This window comes from Bacillus sp. 2B09, assembly GCF_003946835.1.
GTDB classification, from domain to species: Bacteria; Bacillota; Bacilli; order Bacillales; family Bacillaceae; genus Bacillus; species Bacillus altitudinis.
In genome coordinates this window covers 67,656-82,387 of the sequence record NZ_RPSG01000006.1, presented here as the reverse complement: position 1 = coordinate 82,387, position 14,732 = coordinate 67,656, and the positions used below count along the sequence as shown (strand labels likewise).

The window sequence follows — 14,732 nt, the reverse complement described above, 5'->3', positions numbered from 1 at the left end:
CCTCCGTTTGTTGAATCATTTTCTATTATTAAGAGATAACTGGCCTCACTGGAAGAACGGATTCAATTTTACTTTGTAGCTCAATATCTTTCTGACTGCCAAAGTAAATATGAATGCTGCCAGCATCTTGGCTTGTCCGAATCAGTCTCCCAATGCCCTGCCTTAGACGAAGCAGCATGTACGGAAGGTCCACTTCAGTAAATGCATCTTTCGCTTCATTCCGTTTTGCTTCAAATACTGGGTCATGCGGTGGATATGGAAGTCCCCAAATGACCACATTTGTTAGAGAATGTCCTGGAATATCCAGCCCTTCCCACAGGTGAACGGAACTTAACACAGATGTTTCATCTGCTTGGAATTTTTGAACAATGGTACTGATCTCCTCGTCTCCTTCAAAATACACATGGAAAGGCAGTGGTTCATTTGATGCATCGAGCTGCTTTCTAAATACATGCAGTTCATCAAATGAAGGGAATAAAATAAGAGATCGACCGCCATTTTCTTTTACCTGAGATAGCACGTGCTGACCTTTTACATCTGACTCTGTCATTGGCTGCTGAATTCCGTGGAAATACATTTGCATTTGCTCCTCATAATCATACGGCGAAGCCACACTCATAGATAAGTAATCTTTGATCCCAAGGCTTTCAGCTAAATAATCAAATGATTGGTTTTCAGACAATGTTGCAGACGAGAAAATATAAGGGATTTTTTGCGAAAATACCTTTTCACCGAGAACTTCTGCTACCGTTTTTGGCATGACGACAAAGGTGGTATCTAATTCCTGCTTCTCCAGCCAGCTAATGGCATTTTTCTGATAAAGCGACAAAGAATACGCCATCTGCTCAATGTACTCTTCCACAACAGACAATTCATATTGATCAATTGTGTACATCTCTGATTCAAATACGAGCGCTTCTCCAATCTTCTCAAGCAAATCACATAATTCACTTGCTGAACGCTTCACCTCATCTACACGACCAATTTCAAGGCGGTGTGATCCTTTGATTTCTTTGGCATTCGTTTTTAAGAGGTAAAAGAATTGATCGTTTGTTGCAAGTGCATCTTCAACAAGCTCTGCAAACTCTTCACGAATATCATTTTGCAAAAGACGCTCCAAAAACGTCTCAAGTGTTGATTGTTTCACTCGGTATGTTAGCGCTTTTTGTGCTGCAAATTCAAGAAGATGTCCTTCGTCAAATACAACAGAGCTATGCTCAGGAAGGAGCGGCAGCTGTCCTTCACGTTTACGTGACTCCTTTGTCCATACATGCTCCATGTAAAAGTCATGAGAGCAAATGATGAGGTCTGTGGCTTTTCGGTAATGGTCTCTTGATAAATTCAAGCCACAGCGGTGCCGCATGTCGCACGTTAAGCAGTCCTGAAAAGAGTCATAACCAATTCTTGACCACTCATCATTTGTTAATTCTGGATACTCTTTTCGATCACCGTACGGATAAAATGTCTGCATCCCATGAGATTCATGAACAAATGAAGGAAGCGATTCATAAATGTCGAGCCACTTCTCATCATCTTCACGTTGCATCGTTTTCTCTAGTTTCTTTAAGCACAAATATTGATCATGCGATTTACTTAATCTCGCATCTATTTGAATATCAAGGTGATTGGCAATTTTATAGATATCACCTTCTTGTTTGACGAGCTGTTCAATTAACGTTTCGTCTGCACATGCAATGATCGCAGGTTTCCCTGTATATCTTGCATATGTGACCGCAAATAAAAGGTAAACGATTGTTTTGCCTGTGCCTACCCCAGCTTCGGCAAACATCACACTTTTTTCTTTAAAGGCTCTTTCTAACTGAAAAGCCATGAATATTTGTTCATCTCGAAGATCAAAGCCCTTTTCTGGCAAGATGTCATAAAAAACATCACCAATCCAGTTGCCCAGTTCTTCGTAAAAATTATGTTCTTTTGTTAATGAAAAAGGCAAACGAGACGCTGTCACCTGCTTCAACCCCCAACTTTTGAATCATTCAGACATTCAATAGTACCATTTATGCTGGGGTATGACAATCTTTTTTTAAGAGCGCAGGCGATGCTGGTAGCTTTCCTTCATTAAAAATGCGTGCTCTGAATGGTCTATGTAGTTTTGAGCCATTGCTAAGTTCTCGATGGCTGCCGTAAGTTTAGCAGATTGTCCTGTTTCAATCCCTTCTATTTCTCGGGCTGTTGAAGCGAGTGCTTTTTGAATTAACTGAAATTGATCATAATGAATCATGAAGACACCTCTTTTTTTAAAATCAAGTTCAGTTTATTCCGTCCCGTCAAGACTTATACCTTTTTAGCATAAAAAATCCACACCTTCTCGTGGTGTGGACATTTGTTACGATTCAGTTGTTTCTCTTCTAGGTCGGCGTTTTCCCCAGTATTGATAATAGTCTGTTTTAATAAATCCATTAAACAGTTTTCTCTTTTTCGTCGCTTTTCTTCCGAAACACTCTTCGAATTTTTCATGTGACGTTAAAATGTAAATGGACCACGTATCTAGGTTTTTCAATGCTTCGCCCATGCCTTGATACATTTTTTCCACAGCTGGCTTATCGCTGAGACGTTCACCGTAAGGCGGATTTCCGACAATTACACCATACTCTTCTTTTGTTTGAAAGTCCTTCACTTGCATTTGCTTAAATTGAATCAGTTCACTAAGTCCAGCTTCTTCTGCGTTCAGTTTTGCAATCTCTACCATACGATGATCGATATCGCTCGCGATAATGTGAAGCGGCTGATCATAGTTCGCCTTTTCTTCTACTTCAAGGCGTGCTTTGTTCCAAACGTCCTTACCGATCCATTCCCATGATTCAGATGCGAACTCACGGTTAAATCCAGGGGCAATGTTTTGTCCAATCATCGCTGCTTCAATAGCAATTGTTCCTGATCCGCAAAAAGGATCGACAAACGGACGGTCAGGTGTCCAGTTCGTTAATAAGACAAGCGCCGCTGCAAGGGTTTCTTTAATCGGCGCGCCTCCTTGATCTGCACGGTATCCACGTTTATGAAGACCCACACCAGACGTATCAAGCGTCAGCAACACTTTATCTTTTAAAAGCGCTACCTCGATTTTGTATTCAGGGCCTGTCTCTTCTAGCCATTCAGACTGTATGTTGTAAGATGATCTAAGTTTTTGCGCGATAGCCTTTTTGACGATGCGCTGACAATCCGGCACACTGGCAAGCTGAGATTTAACAGATTTACCAATGACAGGGAATGTACTATTTTTCGGTAAAAAAGCAGCCCAGTCAATGGCTTTTGTCTGCTCAAAAAGCTCGTCGAATGTTCTAGCCGAAAATTCAGCAACTTGAACCTTGATCCGGTCTGCTGTACGCAGCCATAGATTTGCACGGCAAATGGCAAGTGCATCTCCTTGAAAAATGACTTTTCCGTTATCTACGGTGCACTCATATCCGAGGTCTCTTACTTCTTTTGCAACAATCGCTTCAATTCCCATTGGCGCTGTTGCGATGAGTGTATAGGTTTTCATTTGTTTATCACCTGTTTTCTCGTTCTTTTCTTAATCAAGATAAAAGCTCTCCATATGTAGAAATAGGAGAGCTTTGATTTCATCATGTTTATGATAACGGATATAACGTTCTGTAAGCCATGTTTTGTTCCATCGTACTGCAAACGGCAAAAGCCTCGTACTCAGGTGGTAATCATCTATCTACAGAATTCTCTGTCCTTCTCTCCGTTTGGTTCCTTTGAGAAAGTTCCCCTACCAAGTTTGGGTTTCTCGCTCGAGGGGTTTACCGCGTTCCACTCTCACCATTTCTAGTGAGACTTCGTCACTGTGGCACTTTCAAGGATACTTTGCCATATCCTAAAAGGACGTAGGCATTTTTCCTGCCGTCAGCCTTTCCCAGGCTGCCCTGGCTTATCTTTTCGCCAGGCACGAACACTACGGGCATCTCAGCACCGTGCGAGCATGGACTTTCCTCTGCAATGTCAAAGCATTACAGCGATTACCCGAACGTTAATCAACATGCGTTATTATAAACGACAATGTCATCTGACACAAGCTTTTTTGGTATTACTCAATCATAAAGTTTGCTGCCGAAAACGTGTTTCTCAAGATTAGATAGTCTTTTTAAAATATCAAAGTTTGTTGTATTGGACTGTGCAGGCTGTCTTTTCCCTTGCTCAACCGCTTCTTCAAGCTGTTTTGACAAGTGAAGGTTTTCTTGTTGGAGTTTTTCAATTTCTTGATGGAATGTCTCATAGTCTTTAATGACCATATCTAGAAATTTATCGACTTCTTCTTGTTTATACCCTCGGACACCTGTTTTAAATTCTTTTTCTAAAATTTCTTTCGCAGAAAGCTTTACTTTATCAGCAAGCATCTTTTTCACCTCATATCGTGAATTCATAGTATATTTTTTCAGAAATACGTGACGTTGTCAAATTTTCTCTTGCTTTTAGTCAAAAAACGGATCTTCCGCCTCAACCTGTGCTCTTAAATCATCCATTGTGATATACATAATTGGGTAGTCGGTATAGGTTTCAGCTTCTTTGATCATATATTTTGGCGAGCCTTCATGCTCAGGATCATATAAGACGAGAAGACCGTCCGTTTTTTCAATAAAAAAGCGGTTCTTTTGTTTAAATTGTGCCGGACTCTCATACGGTCTATGCGTGACACTTTCTACAAAATCAGCTTGTGCAAGAACGCCTTCATACAGCTCTTTATTTTGTTCATTCCAGCGCTCTTCCTGTTCATAAAATGGTGTAATGACAGCAAGTTTTAAATCTGGAAACTTCTCTTGAAGCTCAAAGACCACTTCAGCTGTCCATATTTCTGCCCCTAACTGACCTGAAATGAGCACCCATTCCAGCCCGTCTTCAATGAGTGCTGTCAGCCTTTTCCGAAGTTCCGCTTTTATGTATTGAAGTGCAGGCTCGTCTTGTTTGAAGATCCCAAGCTCAAATGGCTTGTACCCTGTGACAGCAATAATTTTCATTTTTTCACCTGCTTTTAAAAAAAGGGACTTATAAAAGTCCCATTTCACTTTATCTGTTACAGCAAGGTCCACCGCAGTTAAAGTGTTGATGTGTTGCCGGGTCCACCTGAGAAAACGTATGCGGGAAGTAGTGAACATGTTGGAAATTTTGGTGATGAACATTTGTTACATGCTGCGGGTGGATGTGCGGCACAATTGTAGTTGACTCACTATGCGTACAGCAGTGATTCGTTGGATGTACAATTGGCTGTGTAACATTTGGATTGCAATGATGATGATGGTACATGTAGCATTCCCCTCTCCTTGATTTTCTTACATTAATAATGTATGAATCAAGAGGTGTACATGTACTAATGCATTAACCTATTTTAAAAGTTTGCAAGAAAAACATCTTTATAGTTTGAAAACACAAAAGCGACCAATATGACAACAAGAAAAAACAAGTAGAAAAGACCCTTATACATGCTCTACGCTCCTCATTCAATATCTAACGTTATTTTACAGGATTCGTGACTTTTCTACAATAAAAGTGCTAAACAATTTTTATTTTCGGCCGAGAGCCGAACGTTGTCATTTTTTGCGCTTTCCCAGGCAATAATTTCATCGCCCAGCTTTTCTTAAGAGCCGGTTTTCTCGCTTGTCAAGTTCCACAATGTCTCGTTCACTTAAAGACGATTGTGATAACAATGTTTGGGTAATGGAAAGGGCTGCTTTTGGATCCTTTTGACGGTGTTCTTCATACTTTGCTAGCTCTACACCCGCTTTTAATCTTACATGAACATCACTTGATTCAAATAGACGCCTCCATATGCATGCCGCTTCATCCCATTGTTTTAATCGCTTGTACTGTAATGATAGATCATAAGCTGCTTGATCCGCATGCTCAAACGCTGCTCCCGTTAATTCTTGCAGGTGCTTTGTTGCTTCCTGCACATCACGGTGAGCAAGATGCCACTTAGCTAATGCATATTTCTCATCGTCTTCCTTCACCGCATCTTTGGATAAGATTTTTTTAGACAAATGAATGTAGAGACTGATTAACGATAAGACATCAAGTTCATTGTGAGTCAAAATTCCTTCAATCAGTTTCGGGTTTTGTTCCTTTAAAAAGTGAAAATAGATCATTGGTGCGAGGAACCCCGGTGTATCTCCCTCACGATTGACGTGCAGTTCCTCTTTTTCTACAACCGAAAGAGCCATACGCTCATATTTATGTTTCCACAATCTCCTTGACCCATGCAGAAGGTCAAAATGACCAAATTCAGGTAGAGCAGGTATTTGATCACGTAATAATGTATGCCTCGTTTTGACTTGAGGCCAGTCGAATGATTTCCCATTATATGTCACAAGTGATTCGACATCCACCTCACTAAGAAAGCTTTTGTAAAGTGCCGCTTCATTTCCTGGATTCGTGAGCAGATGTTGTTTTACCACCACTTTATCTGAATAAACTCTCGCATGCCCAAGCAGAAAAATCATATTTCCCGTTCCGCCAGATAGTCCTGTTGTTTCTGTATCGAAGAAAAATAGCTCGTGAGGCTTGTAGCCTTTTGCAGAAAGAGAATGCTGAATCTCACTTTTGTTCCATGCACTCACCATCTCCGGCAGTTCTGCAAATGAATATCGCCCATGCTGATGGTCAAGTGGATAGGTCACTTCCCGAATGAGGCAGAAAGAGTCTTCAAAGTAGTAAGGAGCTGCACTTAATTCCCCCCACTCTTTTAGAAATGGAATGGTTTCAGCCGTCACAGTGTGCGTTTGTCCCTCTTTTACTGCCACACGCTTTTCATCTGACTGATTGTGCGACAGGTGTTTTTTCATTCTGTTTAATTTTCCTTTTAATGACATGAGTACGTCTATTCCCCCTTCCCTTAAAATCCTGCCATCAATTGAATGATCCTGCTTTTTCCATCAATCTCTTTCATTTCCATGCCAATACAAGATGGACAGCCGTTCTCGCAGCTGCATAGCTCAATCAGCTGAGTGGCTGCACGGGCAATTTCATCAAAGCGAGCCTGCACCTCTTTACTTAAACCGATTCCACCTGGGTAATGATCATATAAAAATACGGTCGGTTTCCCGGTATGGGCTGCCTTTATTTGAGAAATGACATGAATGTCTGAACGGTCACACATAACAAACGCCGGAACAATATGCTGAAGAACATTGGCAATACCGAGCAAGAGCTGTTCAAGTGTTTTTTCTTCAAATGTCCGCTCTGCTTCATGTAATTCAAACCAAGCAGCACTCGTATGAATCTCTTCTTCAGGTAAGTGAATCGGGCCGGAACCGATATTTTCCCCGGATGATAATCGAATTTTTTTGAAAATGGTCGGCATTGCATTGACGGTCACATCACCGTAGTGAACAGATACCGCATCTTTCTCTGTTGTTTGATCAATTTCAAGCACCTTGAGCTGAACTGCTAAATTCGCATCTGTATAATATTCTACATCGACTTGTTTCACATAAGCCTTAAGATGCTCATAATCTAGCTTTTCCACTTGATACTGAACCCCTTCATGTAAATAAATCGCTTCATCATGAAGTAAGGTCATCGCACTGAATCGATCCATCTCCCCAATAATTCGAACGTTCGCTACATCGGATTGATCGACAATGACGACATTTTCCTGACTTGCAGATCTCAGACTGATGCCATGAGCCGGGAACGATTGATCTGACCAATAATAACGGTTCCCGCTGAAATGAAGAACCCCTTCTTCATGTAAGTATTGCAAGATTTCTTCTACTTCCATACTGCCAAACTGTTCATCTTCTCGAAACGGTAGCTCGTAGGACGCACATTTTAGATGATCGACTAAGATGATAAGGTTCTCAGGATTGATTCTTGCCGATTCAGGTGGTCTGTTAAAGAAGTATTCAGGGTGTCTGACAATATATTGGTCAAGTGGCGATGAGCTTGCGACCATGATAATGAGTGCTTCCTCATGACGCCTTCCAGCTCGTCCTGCCTGCTGCCACGTACTCGCTACACTGCCAGGATATCCGGTCATGATACAGACTTTTAGCTGTCCAATATCTACTCCTAATTCTAGTGCGTTTGTGCTGACAACACCGAGAATGTCTCCTTCCCTTAAGCCTTTTTCAATCATGCGCCGCTCTTTCGGCAAATAGCCCCCGCGGTAACCACGGATCGATTTAGGACCAATTTCTTTTTTCACTAGTTCTTGAATATGACTTAGGATAACTTCAACTCTTACCCTACTTCTAGCAAAAACAATCGTTTGAATTTTTTCTTTTAAAAATGTTTTAGCGAGCTGATTCACAACAGTGGCCGCACTTTGTCTAATATTTAATGGCTTATTGACGACTGGCGGGTTGTAAAAGACAAAATTCTTTTTACCGCTAGGCGCTCCGTTTCGTTCAATGAGATGCACCTTGCTTCCGGTCAGCTGCTCTGCAAGCTCTTTTGGATTCGCAATGGTCGCTGAAGTACAAATAAAGGTCGGGTCACTTCCATAAAATGCACAAATTCGCTTTAGTCTGCGAATGACATTGGCAACATGACTGCCAAACACGCCTCGATATGTATGAAGCTCATCAATGACAATATACTTTAAGTTCTCAAATAAACTGACCCATTTCGTATGGTGAGGCAAAATCGCTGAGTGCAGCATATCTGGATTTGTAATGACAATATGTCCTGCCTGTCTGACGCGCTGGCGAATCGCTGGGGAGGTGTCCCCGTCATAGGTTTCACTGTGAATTGGAACATCCATCTCATGAATGATTTCGTTTAATTCACTTTTTTGATCTTGCGCGAGTGCTTTTGTTGGAAATAAATAGAGGGAGCGGCTTGTCTGATCTTCTGCGATCGACTGAAGAACTGGCAGATTGTAGCAAAGCGTTTTACCTGAAGCTGTAGGTGTCACAGTCACCACATTCTCACCATCCATCACACGTTCAAAGGCTTCCTTTTGATGAATGTATAGTTCGCTCACACCTCTTTTTTCAAGCGCCACTTTGAGCCTGTCATTTACTCTTTCAGGAATTGGAGAAGTCCGTGCAGGCTTCGCTTCAATTTCATGCCAATGCTCGACCTGTTCGTCTTTTTTTAAATCTTCTATGAGTTCGTTCATTGTTTTCTTCTTCATCTGGTATCCACCTCTCATTCTAGTGTACCGAATATTTGTTTGCATGACTAGGCGGCAATTTTTTGATGCACCGCTTGTGAGCAAATATTTTGATGTGTTGTAACAATATCTATTACACTTCTATAGTGAAATGATTTTATTAAGGAAGAAGATGATGAGATTGAAAAACGAATTTAAGCCTTTATTTGAACCTTTTACATTTCCAGGGGGTGCCTCTATTGATGGCCGTTTAGTCGTTGCACCAATGACACACTTCGGTTCTCATGAGGATGGCACGATCTCAAAGGAAGAAATTGATTTTATCACCGCTAGATCAAGCGAAATGGGCATGGTCATCACCGCATGTGCAAACGTGACGCCAGATGGTAAGGCGTTTGAAGGACAGCCTTCTATTGCAAGAGATGAAGATATACCTGGCCTTCAAAAACTTGCTTCTGCGATTCAAGCGAAAGGAACAAAAGCCATTATGCAAATTCATCATGGCGGCTCTCAGGCTCTCCCTCATTTAGTCCCAAACGGTGATGTCGTTGCGCCAAGTGATGTATTTAAAGATGGAAAACAAATTGCGAGAGCTTTGACAGAAGAAGAAATTCCTCACATCATCGACTCATTTAAAGAAGCAGCAAGGCGCGCAATCCAAGCGGGATTTGATGGGATCGAAATCCATGGAGCGAACGGATATTTATTACAGCAATTCTACTCCCCGCATAGTAATCAGCGTACAGATCAATGGGGCGGAAGCGAAGAAAAGCGTCTCGCATTTCCAATTGCAGTAGTAGATGCAGTGAAAGAAGCAATCAAAGAGCATGTAACAAAACCATTTATCTTTGGGTATCGATTATCACCTGAAGAACCAGAAACACCTGGTTTAACCATGACAGAAACATTTACTTTAGTGGACGTACTTAAGACAAAAAACCTTGATTACTTGCATATTTCTTTAATGGAGATTGACGCTAAAGCAAGACGTGGTGCTGATACAAGTAAGACGCGGATGGAATTATTAAAAGAGCGCTGTGGTGACACGCTTCCACTCATCGGCGTCGGCAGCGTCATTACAGCTGAGGATGCACTGAATGCATACAATCAAGGGATTCCACTCATTGCTGTTGCAAGAGAAGTCATTGTTGATCCCGATTGGGCAGTAAAGATTAAAGAAGGCAGAGAAAACGAGATTGAAACCGTCATTAAACGCAGTCAAAAAGATAAGTACTTGATTCCAGAAGGTTTATGGACTGTCATGGAAGCAAGTAAAGGCTGGGTTCCAATGGAGGATTAATGTCCTCAATCAAAAAACTACCCTATCAACTCAGGGTAGTTTTTTTTGGGTTATTTCATTTTCACTGTAAAAAGCTTGGACGTCTGCTTTTCTACAGAGCCCTTAGGTTCTTTAGTAAGATGTTCTACTAAATCACCATTCATGATGACAATTGGTGTCACTGTGCTTGCCGCTTTTTCTTCAATCAGCGCTAAATCACACGTAATGAGAGGATCACCTGCTTTCACTTTATCCCCTTCTTTTATGTGTGCTTCAAAGCCTTCACCATTTAATCCAACCGTTTCAAGTCCGATATGAATCAGAAGCTCAAGCCCCGAGAGTGTTCGAATCCCAATTGCATGTTTTGTATGGAAGAGTTGAATAATTTCACCATCTACTGGTGACACAATGGTGCCGTTTTTTGGTTTTACAGCTACGCCGTCTCCCATCATCTTTTGAGAAAAAACGGGATCTGGTACATCGGTCATATCCATTAACTCTCCATCAACTGGAGAATAAATGACTTCTTCCTTTACATCATCTTGGTTTTTTCCGAAACCGAATAATTTTTTCAGCAATGTTCATTTGCTCCCTTCAAGCTTTGCTTCTAGATCTATTCAGCGTATAAATCTTCACGCCCATACACCTTGCTTCATTCAACACTATTTAATCATAATTTTTTCCTCTCATCAATTGATAACCGCCTGAGCCCCTTTTGCATAGGCTGTAGATGAGAGGTGATTCAAATGAAACATGAAAGTGAAAAGAAACACGAGTTGCTATCAAATGAAGACATTCTATATGAAGCGATTGAACAATTTTTTGCATCATCGCCGTTTCACGACATTTTAAATAGTGCAGAGGCGCTGATGACCACGAGCCATTCACTTGCATCCATTACAACCGATGTGACAGAAGATGATCAATATGTATATATTGAGATTCGATTTCCAGACCATTTTGTCGAAGGTGATATCGCACTAGAAGTGAAAGCGCAATATTTACACTTATCGGTACAGGAAAAAATCAAAACAGACACGACTTCCTCCTATTCGAGCTTTACCAAAACCATTTTAATGCCTGCAAAAATAGATGAAACCAATATGAAGAGCGTTTGGAAAGATCAATCACTTCGTGTGACTGCGCCAAAACAAACAACCCAATAGATGTATATCTATTGGGTTTTGCTATGCTTTAAAAATACTAGTAAATCCTTTCGCCAATGAGCCCACTTGATTCATTGTACTCATCATTTGTCCAGCAGTATCAAACATTTTATTAAAATCGTATTGCCCATTCGTTTTTTTAAATTGTGACAGCACACTTTTAAATTGAGATGATTGCTGTTTTTGTGGCCTTGGCAAAGGATAAGGATTCATAGGTTGCTGCATAGGCATCATGCCCGGCGGCTGCATTTGCGGCTGATTCATTGCTTCAGGCTGCGGCTGATAAGGCTGGAAGTTTTCCTGATATCCAAAAGGCGGCTGATAGCCTGCAGACGGCGGCTGGTTCATTTCACCTTGATATGGGGGCATAAAATATTCTGGAGGCTGCGGAGGCTGCTGCATATCTGGATACGGAAAAGGCCGTTGCTGAAATTGATTCATTTCATAAGATGGCTGGTTTGAATAAGGGAACATGTATCTCGCTCCTCTCGCTCTGAAAACATATTGAAGTCAATGATATATTATGTTCAGGAAGCAGAAAATGTGCCTACAGCAACCATAAGAAAAACGCAGGCTGTTTCATCAGCTGCGTTTGTTGATTTCTTCTATTAAAAGGTTCAGTGTATAAATCACTGACTCAACTAAATTTTTCACACGAGGTGCATGCTGTTTGCCAAAATAAGATTGCAGCACAACCTCTTTTCCATTTTCTTGGACGGCTTCAAGCTGTTCTTGATGTAAGTATCTAGGTTTGGCCTGATGAATAAATGAGGTAGCAGCAGTAAGCCACTTTTCCATTTGCTGATCAAATTTGACAACGGCCGGCTGAATATCGTTGTAAAAATCATAAACTGGGTATTCCTCTTCTGCCTTTCCCTTTAGGTACTGCTCGTATGCTTCTTCGATCCACGTGATCAACTCTTGTGTATGTTTCAGTAATGTTTGATTATCCAAAGTGTTCACCTCTATGAACCATCCTATCAAACGTTTACTTATTGCTCAAATAGAAAAGCTATCCGGCGTGATATGCGGGTCTTGCCGCTAGCTTATACTCTGCTGCATGAATTTTCAATTCACATTCCTTCACTTCAGATTCAAGACGGTCAATGATTTGTTCTTGCTCCTCTACGGCAGCGTTTTTTGTTTTTTTGACAGCTAAAGACAGTTCTTCTTCCACCTCATCAATCTTTCGCTCAATTTCCTCTAACAACTGCATAATGGATTCTTTTGATACAAATTCGCTCATCATCAGATTCCTCCTTTATCATCTCTCGTTACATTCTCTTTTCTTTTACTCCCTCCTTCATACATGACAAAACTAGAACTAAATCGCCAATCTAAGTGAAGATAAGCGCAATTTCTTCCATTTCGACACGTGCTTGTCCTTCTTTGTATGATCGCGTCCAATTGTGTAAATTCTAAGGACAAAGGAGGTAGATATCATGAAAAAGCAGCAAGCACCAAAAGAGCAAAAAACAAAAGGGAAAGAAAACAGTACAGATCAGCTTGATAAAAAGCTCGGCGGCCCTAACCGTCCATCCACGTAAAAAAAGCAGGTACCCCCTGCTTTTTATTTATGCAAAAAATAGTGTTCTAATGAGAAAAGAAAACGAAGCTGCCTTTTTTTATGAAAATACCAGTCGGTCAGCTCAATTTGTTTTGGTAAACGCTCTGCTTCAAACAAGGATGGACTCAATTTCTTTTGAAACCAATCTTCCCTTTGATCGTCTAATGAATGTGTCATGACTGGATACACCGTTCTGAGGAAAGGGCTTGACCTTCGCGCAATCCCTAAAAACGATTCAAAATCAAATCGAGATCCCGTATGCGGCACGGTATGCAAAAAATGATAAAAATCCGAAAACAAATCGGCTCGAAACAATAGTTTTGCTAGTTTTTTCCCTAACGTAATGCGCTCTTTTACTTGGGAAAACTTTCGTATGGTTAACCCGTACAAATGCCCGTCTACTGTCGGAAAAACGACGGTTTGAAAATGTGCCCACTCGCTGAAAAGATATTGAATCGAGTGAAAAACATTCTTTTTCAGGAGAGGATTTTGTATAATAGGAGATTGTATAGTATATTGTTCATTTATGATGAGTGCATGCAGCAGTCGCTCTGTGTCACGCTTTTGCCAAAATCGTTCCCACTCAGCGCTCATAAAACGAGACACACCGAAATGGGAGAGCAGATGAAATAAAGGTTTGCGGCACCTTTTTGACCATTCATACAAGAGAAGCTGCGGGTAAGCATCTGAAAAGATCAGCCAATTCGCTCTTTCATATGCTGTAAAGAACAGATGCCCTTGCTGATCCGTTAAACCCGGATGGAAGAGCTCGCCTTTTAAATCTGTCATCGACCATCCAGCATTTCTGGAGACAAAAGAAGCAAGCAGAGACCATTTCATCTCTGGATGACGGTCATAAAAGCGCTTGTACGCATTTGTCCGCGTCAGGTTGTCCTTATTTTTCGCTTTCGTTTCATGTAGAATATGCTGGGTAATCATGTGCTCTTGTTGTGACAACATGGTGATCTCTCCAATACAAAATGCATTAAAAGGAGGCTGAAACTTGATGATTCGGTATCCTAACGGAAAATCGTATCAGCCCATTCAACAAATTGGGACAAAAAAAAGAATCAGCGGCGAATCATCTTATAGTAACCGCGGGATGACGCTTGAAGCTGACTTAAATGAAACGAACCAGTACTATTTGGTCAACGGGATCGCAGTCATTCATAAAAAGCCTACCCCTGTTCAAATTGTCAATGTGGATTATCCAAAAAGAAGCGCTGCTGTCATTAAAGAAGCCTACTTTAAACAATCCTCCACAACAGACTACAACGGGGTATACAAAGGGCGTTATATCGATTTTGAAGCAAAGGAAACCAAAAGCACCACCTCGTTTCCACTCAAAAATTTTCACGACCATCAAATTGAGCATATGAAACAGGTTGAAAAGCAAGGCGGTATTTGTTTTGTTATTATATCCGCATTTGGTTCCGTTTATTATTTGTCCGCTACTGACCTCTTCTTCTTTTGGGAGCGGCAGCAGCAAAACGGCCGAAAATCCATTAGCAAAGATGAATTAATGGAAGCAGGTCACCTCATGACACTTGGATATTCGCCAAGAATTGATTATATTAAAGTAGTGGAGACACTTCATTTTTCGGATGAAAGCAAGCATCATTTACGTTCGAAAAAGGTTTAACACGAAAG

At 41.1% G+C, this 14,732-nt stretch carries 17 protein-coding genes and 1 other RNA gene; 4 read left to right on the top strand and 14 right to left on the bottom strand.

The genetic code is table 11. The features are described from left to right. Positions 1-28: 28 nt before the first annotated feature. The 9 genes from EBQ12_RS13225 to EBQ12_RS13185 form a co-directional block, all read right to left on the bottom strand. A complete protein-coding gene (locus EBQ12_RS13225; protein ID WP_125590303.1) occupies positions 29-1,966 on the bottom strand; it encodes an ATP-dependent DNA helicase in 1,938 nt (645 codons plus the stop codon). 75 nt (positions 1,967-2,041) lie between these two features. Beyond that, positions 2,042-2,239: a hypothetical protein gene (locus EBQ12_RS13220; protein ID WP_017359721.1), complete on the bottom strand. Its 198-nt coding sequence runs from the start codon at positions 2,237-2,239 to the stop codon at positions 2,042-2,044. A gap of 105 nt (positions 2,240-2,344) precedes the next feature. Continuing rightward, positions 2,345-3,499 carry a THUMP domain-containing class I SAM-dependent RNA methyltransferase gene (locus tag EBQ12_RS13215; protein ID WP_125590301.1) on the bottom strand — a complete coding sequence of 385 codons (1,155 nt, stop codon included), beginning with the start codon at positions 3,497-3,499 and terminating at the stop codon, positions 2,345-2,347. Positions 3,500-3,607: 108 nt separating this feature from the next. Then, positions 3,608-3,989: RNase P RNA component class B (gene rnpB / locus EBQ12_RS13210), an RNA gene on the bottom strand. Between the two features lie 60 nt (positions 3,990-4,049). Further along, positions 4,050-4,355 carry a cell division regulator GpsB gene (gene gpsB / locus EBQ12_RS13205; protein ID WP_008344631.1) on the bottom strand — a complete coding sequence of 102 codons (306 nt, stop codon included), beginning with the start codon at positions 4,353-4,355 and terminating at the stop codon, positions 4,050-4,052. Positions 4,356-4,430: 75 nt separating this feature from the next. Beyond that, a complete protein-coding gene (locus EBQ12_RS13200) occupies positions 4,431-4,973 on the bottom strand; it encodes an SLOG family protein (protein ID WP_235701361.1) in 543 nt (180 codons plus the stop codon). Between the two features lie 49 nt (positions 4,974-5,022). Next, positions 5,023-5,259: a spore coat protein CotD gene (gene cotD / locus EBQ12_RS13195; protein ID WP_072368252.1), complete on the bottom strand. Its 237-nt coding sequence runs from the start codon at positions 5,257-5,259 to the stop codon at positions 5,023-5,025. Between the two features lie 314 nt (positions 5,260-5,573). Beyond that, on the bottom strand, positions 5,574-6,821 hold the full coding sequence (locus EBQ12_RS13190; RefSeq protein ID WP_125590297.1) for a ribonuclease H-like domain-containing protein: 1,248 nt from the start codon (positions 6,819-6,821) through the stop codon (positions 5,574-5,576). A 23-nt stretch (positions 6,822-6,844) separates the two neighbouring features. Further along, the gene (locus tag EBQ12_RS13185) at positions 6,845-9,091 is read right to left on the bottom strand and encodes a DEAD/DEAH box helicase (protein ID WP_125590295.1); all 2,247 of its coding nucleotides are present in this window, start codon (positions 9,089-9,091) and stop codon (positions 6,845-6,847) included. Positions 9,092-9,251: 160 nt separating this feature from the next. Here EBQ12_RS13185 and EBQ12_RS13180 point away from each other — a divergent pair, with 160 nt between their 5' ends. After that, complete coding sequence (locus tag EBQ12_RS13180; RefSeq protein ID WP_025207530.1) at positions 9,252-10,370, top strand: NADH-dependent flavin oxidoreductase; 1,119 nt, start codon at positions 9,252-9,254, stop codon at positions 10,368-10,370. Positions 10,371-10,420: 50 nt separating this feature from the next. Here EBQ12_RS13180 and EBQ12_RS13175 read toward each other — a convergent pair whose 3' ends face one another. After that, on the bottom strand, positions 10,421-10,927 hold the full coding sequence (locus tag EBQ12_RS13175; RefSeq protein WP_065460619.1) for a PTS sugar transporter subunit IIA: 507 nt from the start codon (positions 10,925-10,927) through the stop codon (positions 10,421-10,423). 168 nt (positions 10,928-11,095) lie between these two features. Here EBQ12_RS13175 and EBQ12_RS13170 point away from each other — a divergent pair, with 168 nt between their 5' ends. Beyond that, positions 11,096-11,515 carry an Hsp20/alpha crystallin family protein gene (locus tag EBQ12_RS13170; RefSeq protein ID WP_017359728.1) on the top strand — a complete coding sequence of 140 codons (420 nt, stop codon included), beginning with the start codon at positions 11,096-11,098 and terminating at the stop codon, positions 11,513-11,515. Positions 11,516-11,536: 21 nt separating this feature from the next. Here the strand turns inward: EBQ12_RS13170 and EBQ12_RS13165 are convergent, their stop codons facing one another. The 3 genes from EBQ12_RS13165 to EBQ12_RS13155 form a co-directional block, all read right to left on the bottom strand. After that, entirely contained in the window at positions 11,537-11,989 is a 453-nt protein-coding gene (locus EBQ12_RS13165; protein WP_017359729.1) for a YppG family protein, read from the bottom strand. A 108-nt stretch (positions 11,990-12,097) separates the two neighbouring features. Continuing rightward, positions 12,098-12,478: a YppE family protein gene (locus EBQ12_RS13160; RefSeq protein WP_231493314.1), complete on the bottom strand. Its 381-nt coding sequence runs from the start codon at positions 12,476-12,478 to the stop codon at positions 12,098-12,100. Positions 12,479-12,527: 49 nt separating this feature from the next. After that, entirely contained in the window at positions 12,528-12,761 is a 234-nt protein-coding gene (locus tag EBQ12_RS13155) for a DUF5446 family protein (RefSeq protein WP_234717153.1), read from the bottom strand. 196 nt (positions 12,762-12,957) lie between these two features. Here EBQ12_RS13155 and sspM point away from each other — a divergent pair, with 196 nt between their 5' ends. After that, positions 12,958-13,062, top strand: coding sequence for an acid-soluble spore protein SspM (gene sspM / locus EBQ12_RS13150; RefSeq protein ID WP_017359731.1), 105 nt, complete (start codon positions 12,958-12,960; stop codon positions 13,060-13,062). Positions 13,063-13,085: 23 nt separating this feature from the next. Here the strand turns inward: sspM and EBQ12_RS13145 are convergent, their stop codons facing one another. Continuing rightward, on the bottom strand, positions 13,086-14,042 hold the full coding sequence (locus EBQ12_RS13145) for a DUF2515 domain-containing protein (RefSeq protein ID WP_125590293.1): 957 nt from the start codon (positions 14,040-14,042) through the stop codon (positions 13,086-13,088). Positions 14,043-14,088: 46 nt separating this feature from the next. Here EBQ12_RS13145 and recU point away from each other — a divergent pair, with 46 nt between their 5' ends. Then, positions 14,089-14,724 carry a Holliday junction resolvase RecU gene (gene recU, locus EBQ12_RS13140; RefSeq protein WP_050827323.1) on the top strand — a complete coding sequence of 212 codons (636 nt, stop codon included), beginning with the start codon at positions 14,089-14,091 and terminating at the stop codon, positions 14,722-14,724. The last annotated feature ends 8 nt before the right edge of the window (positions 14,725-14,732 follow it).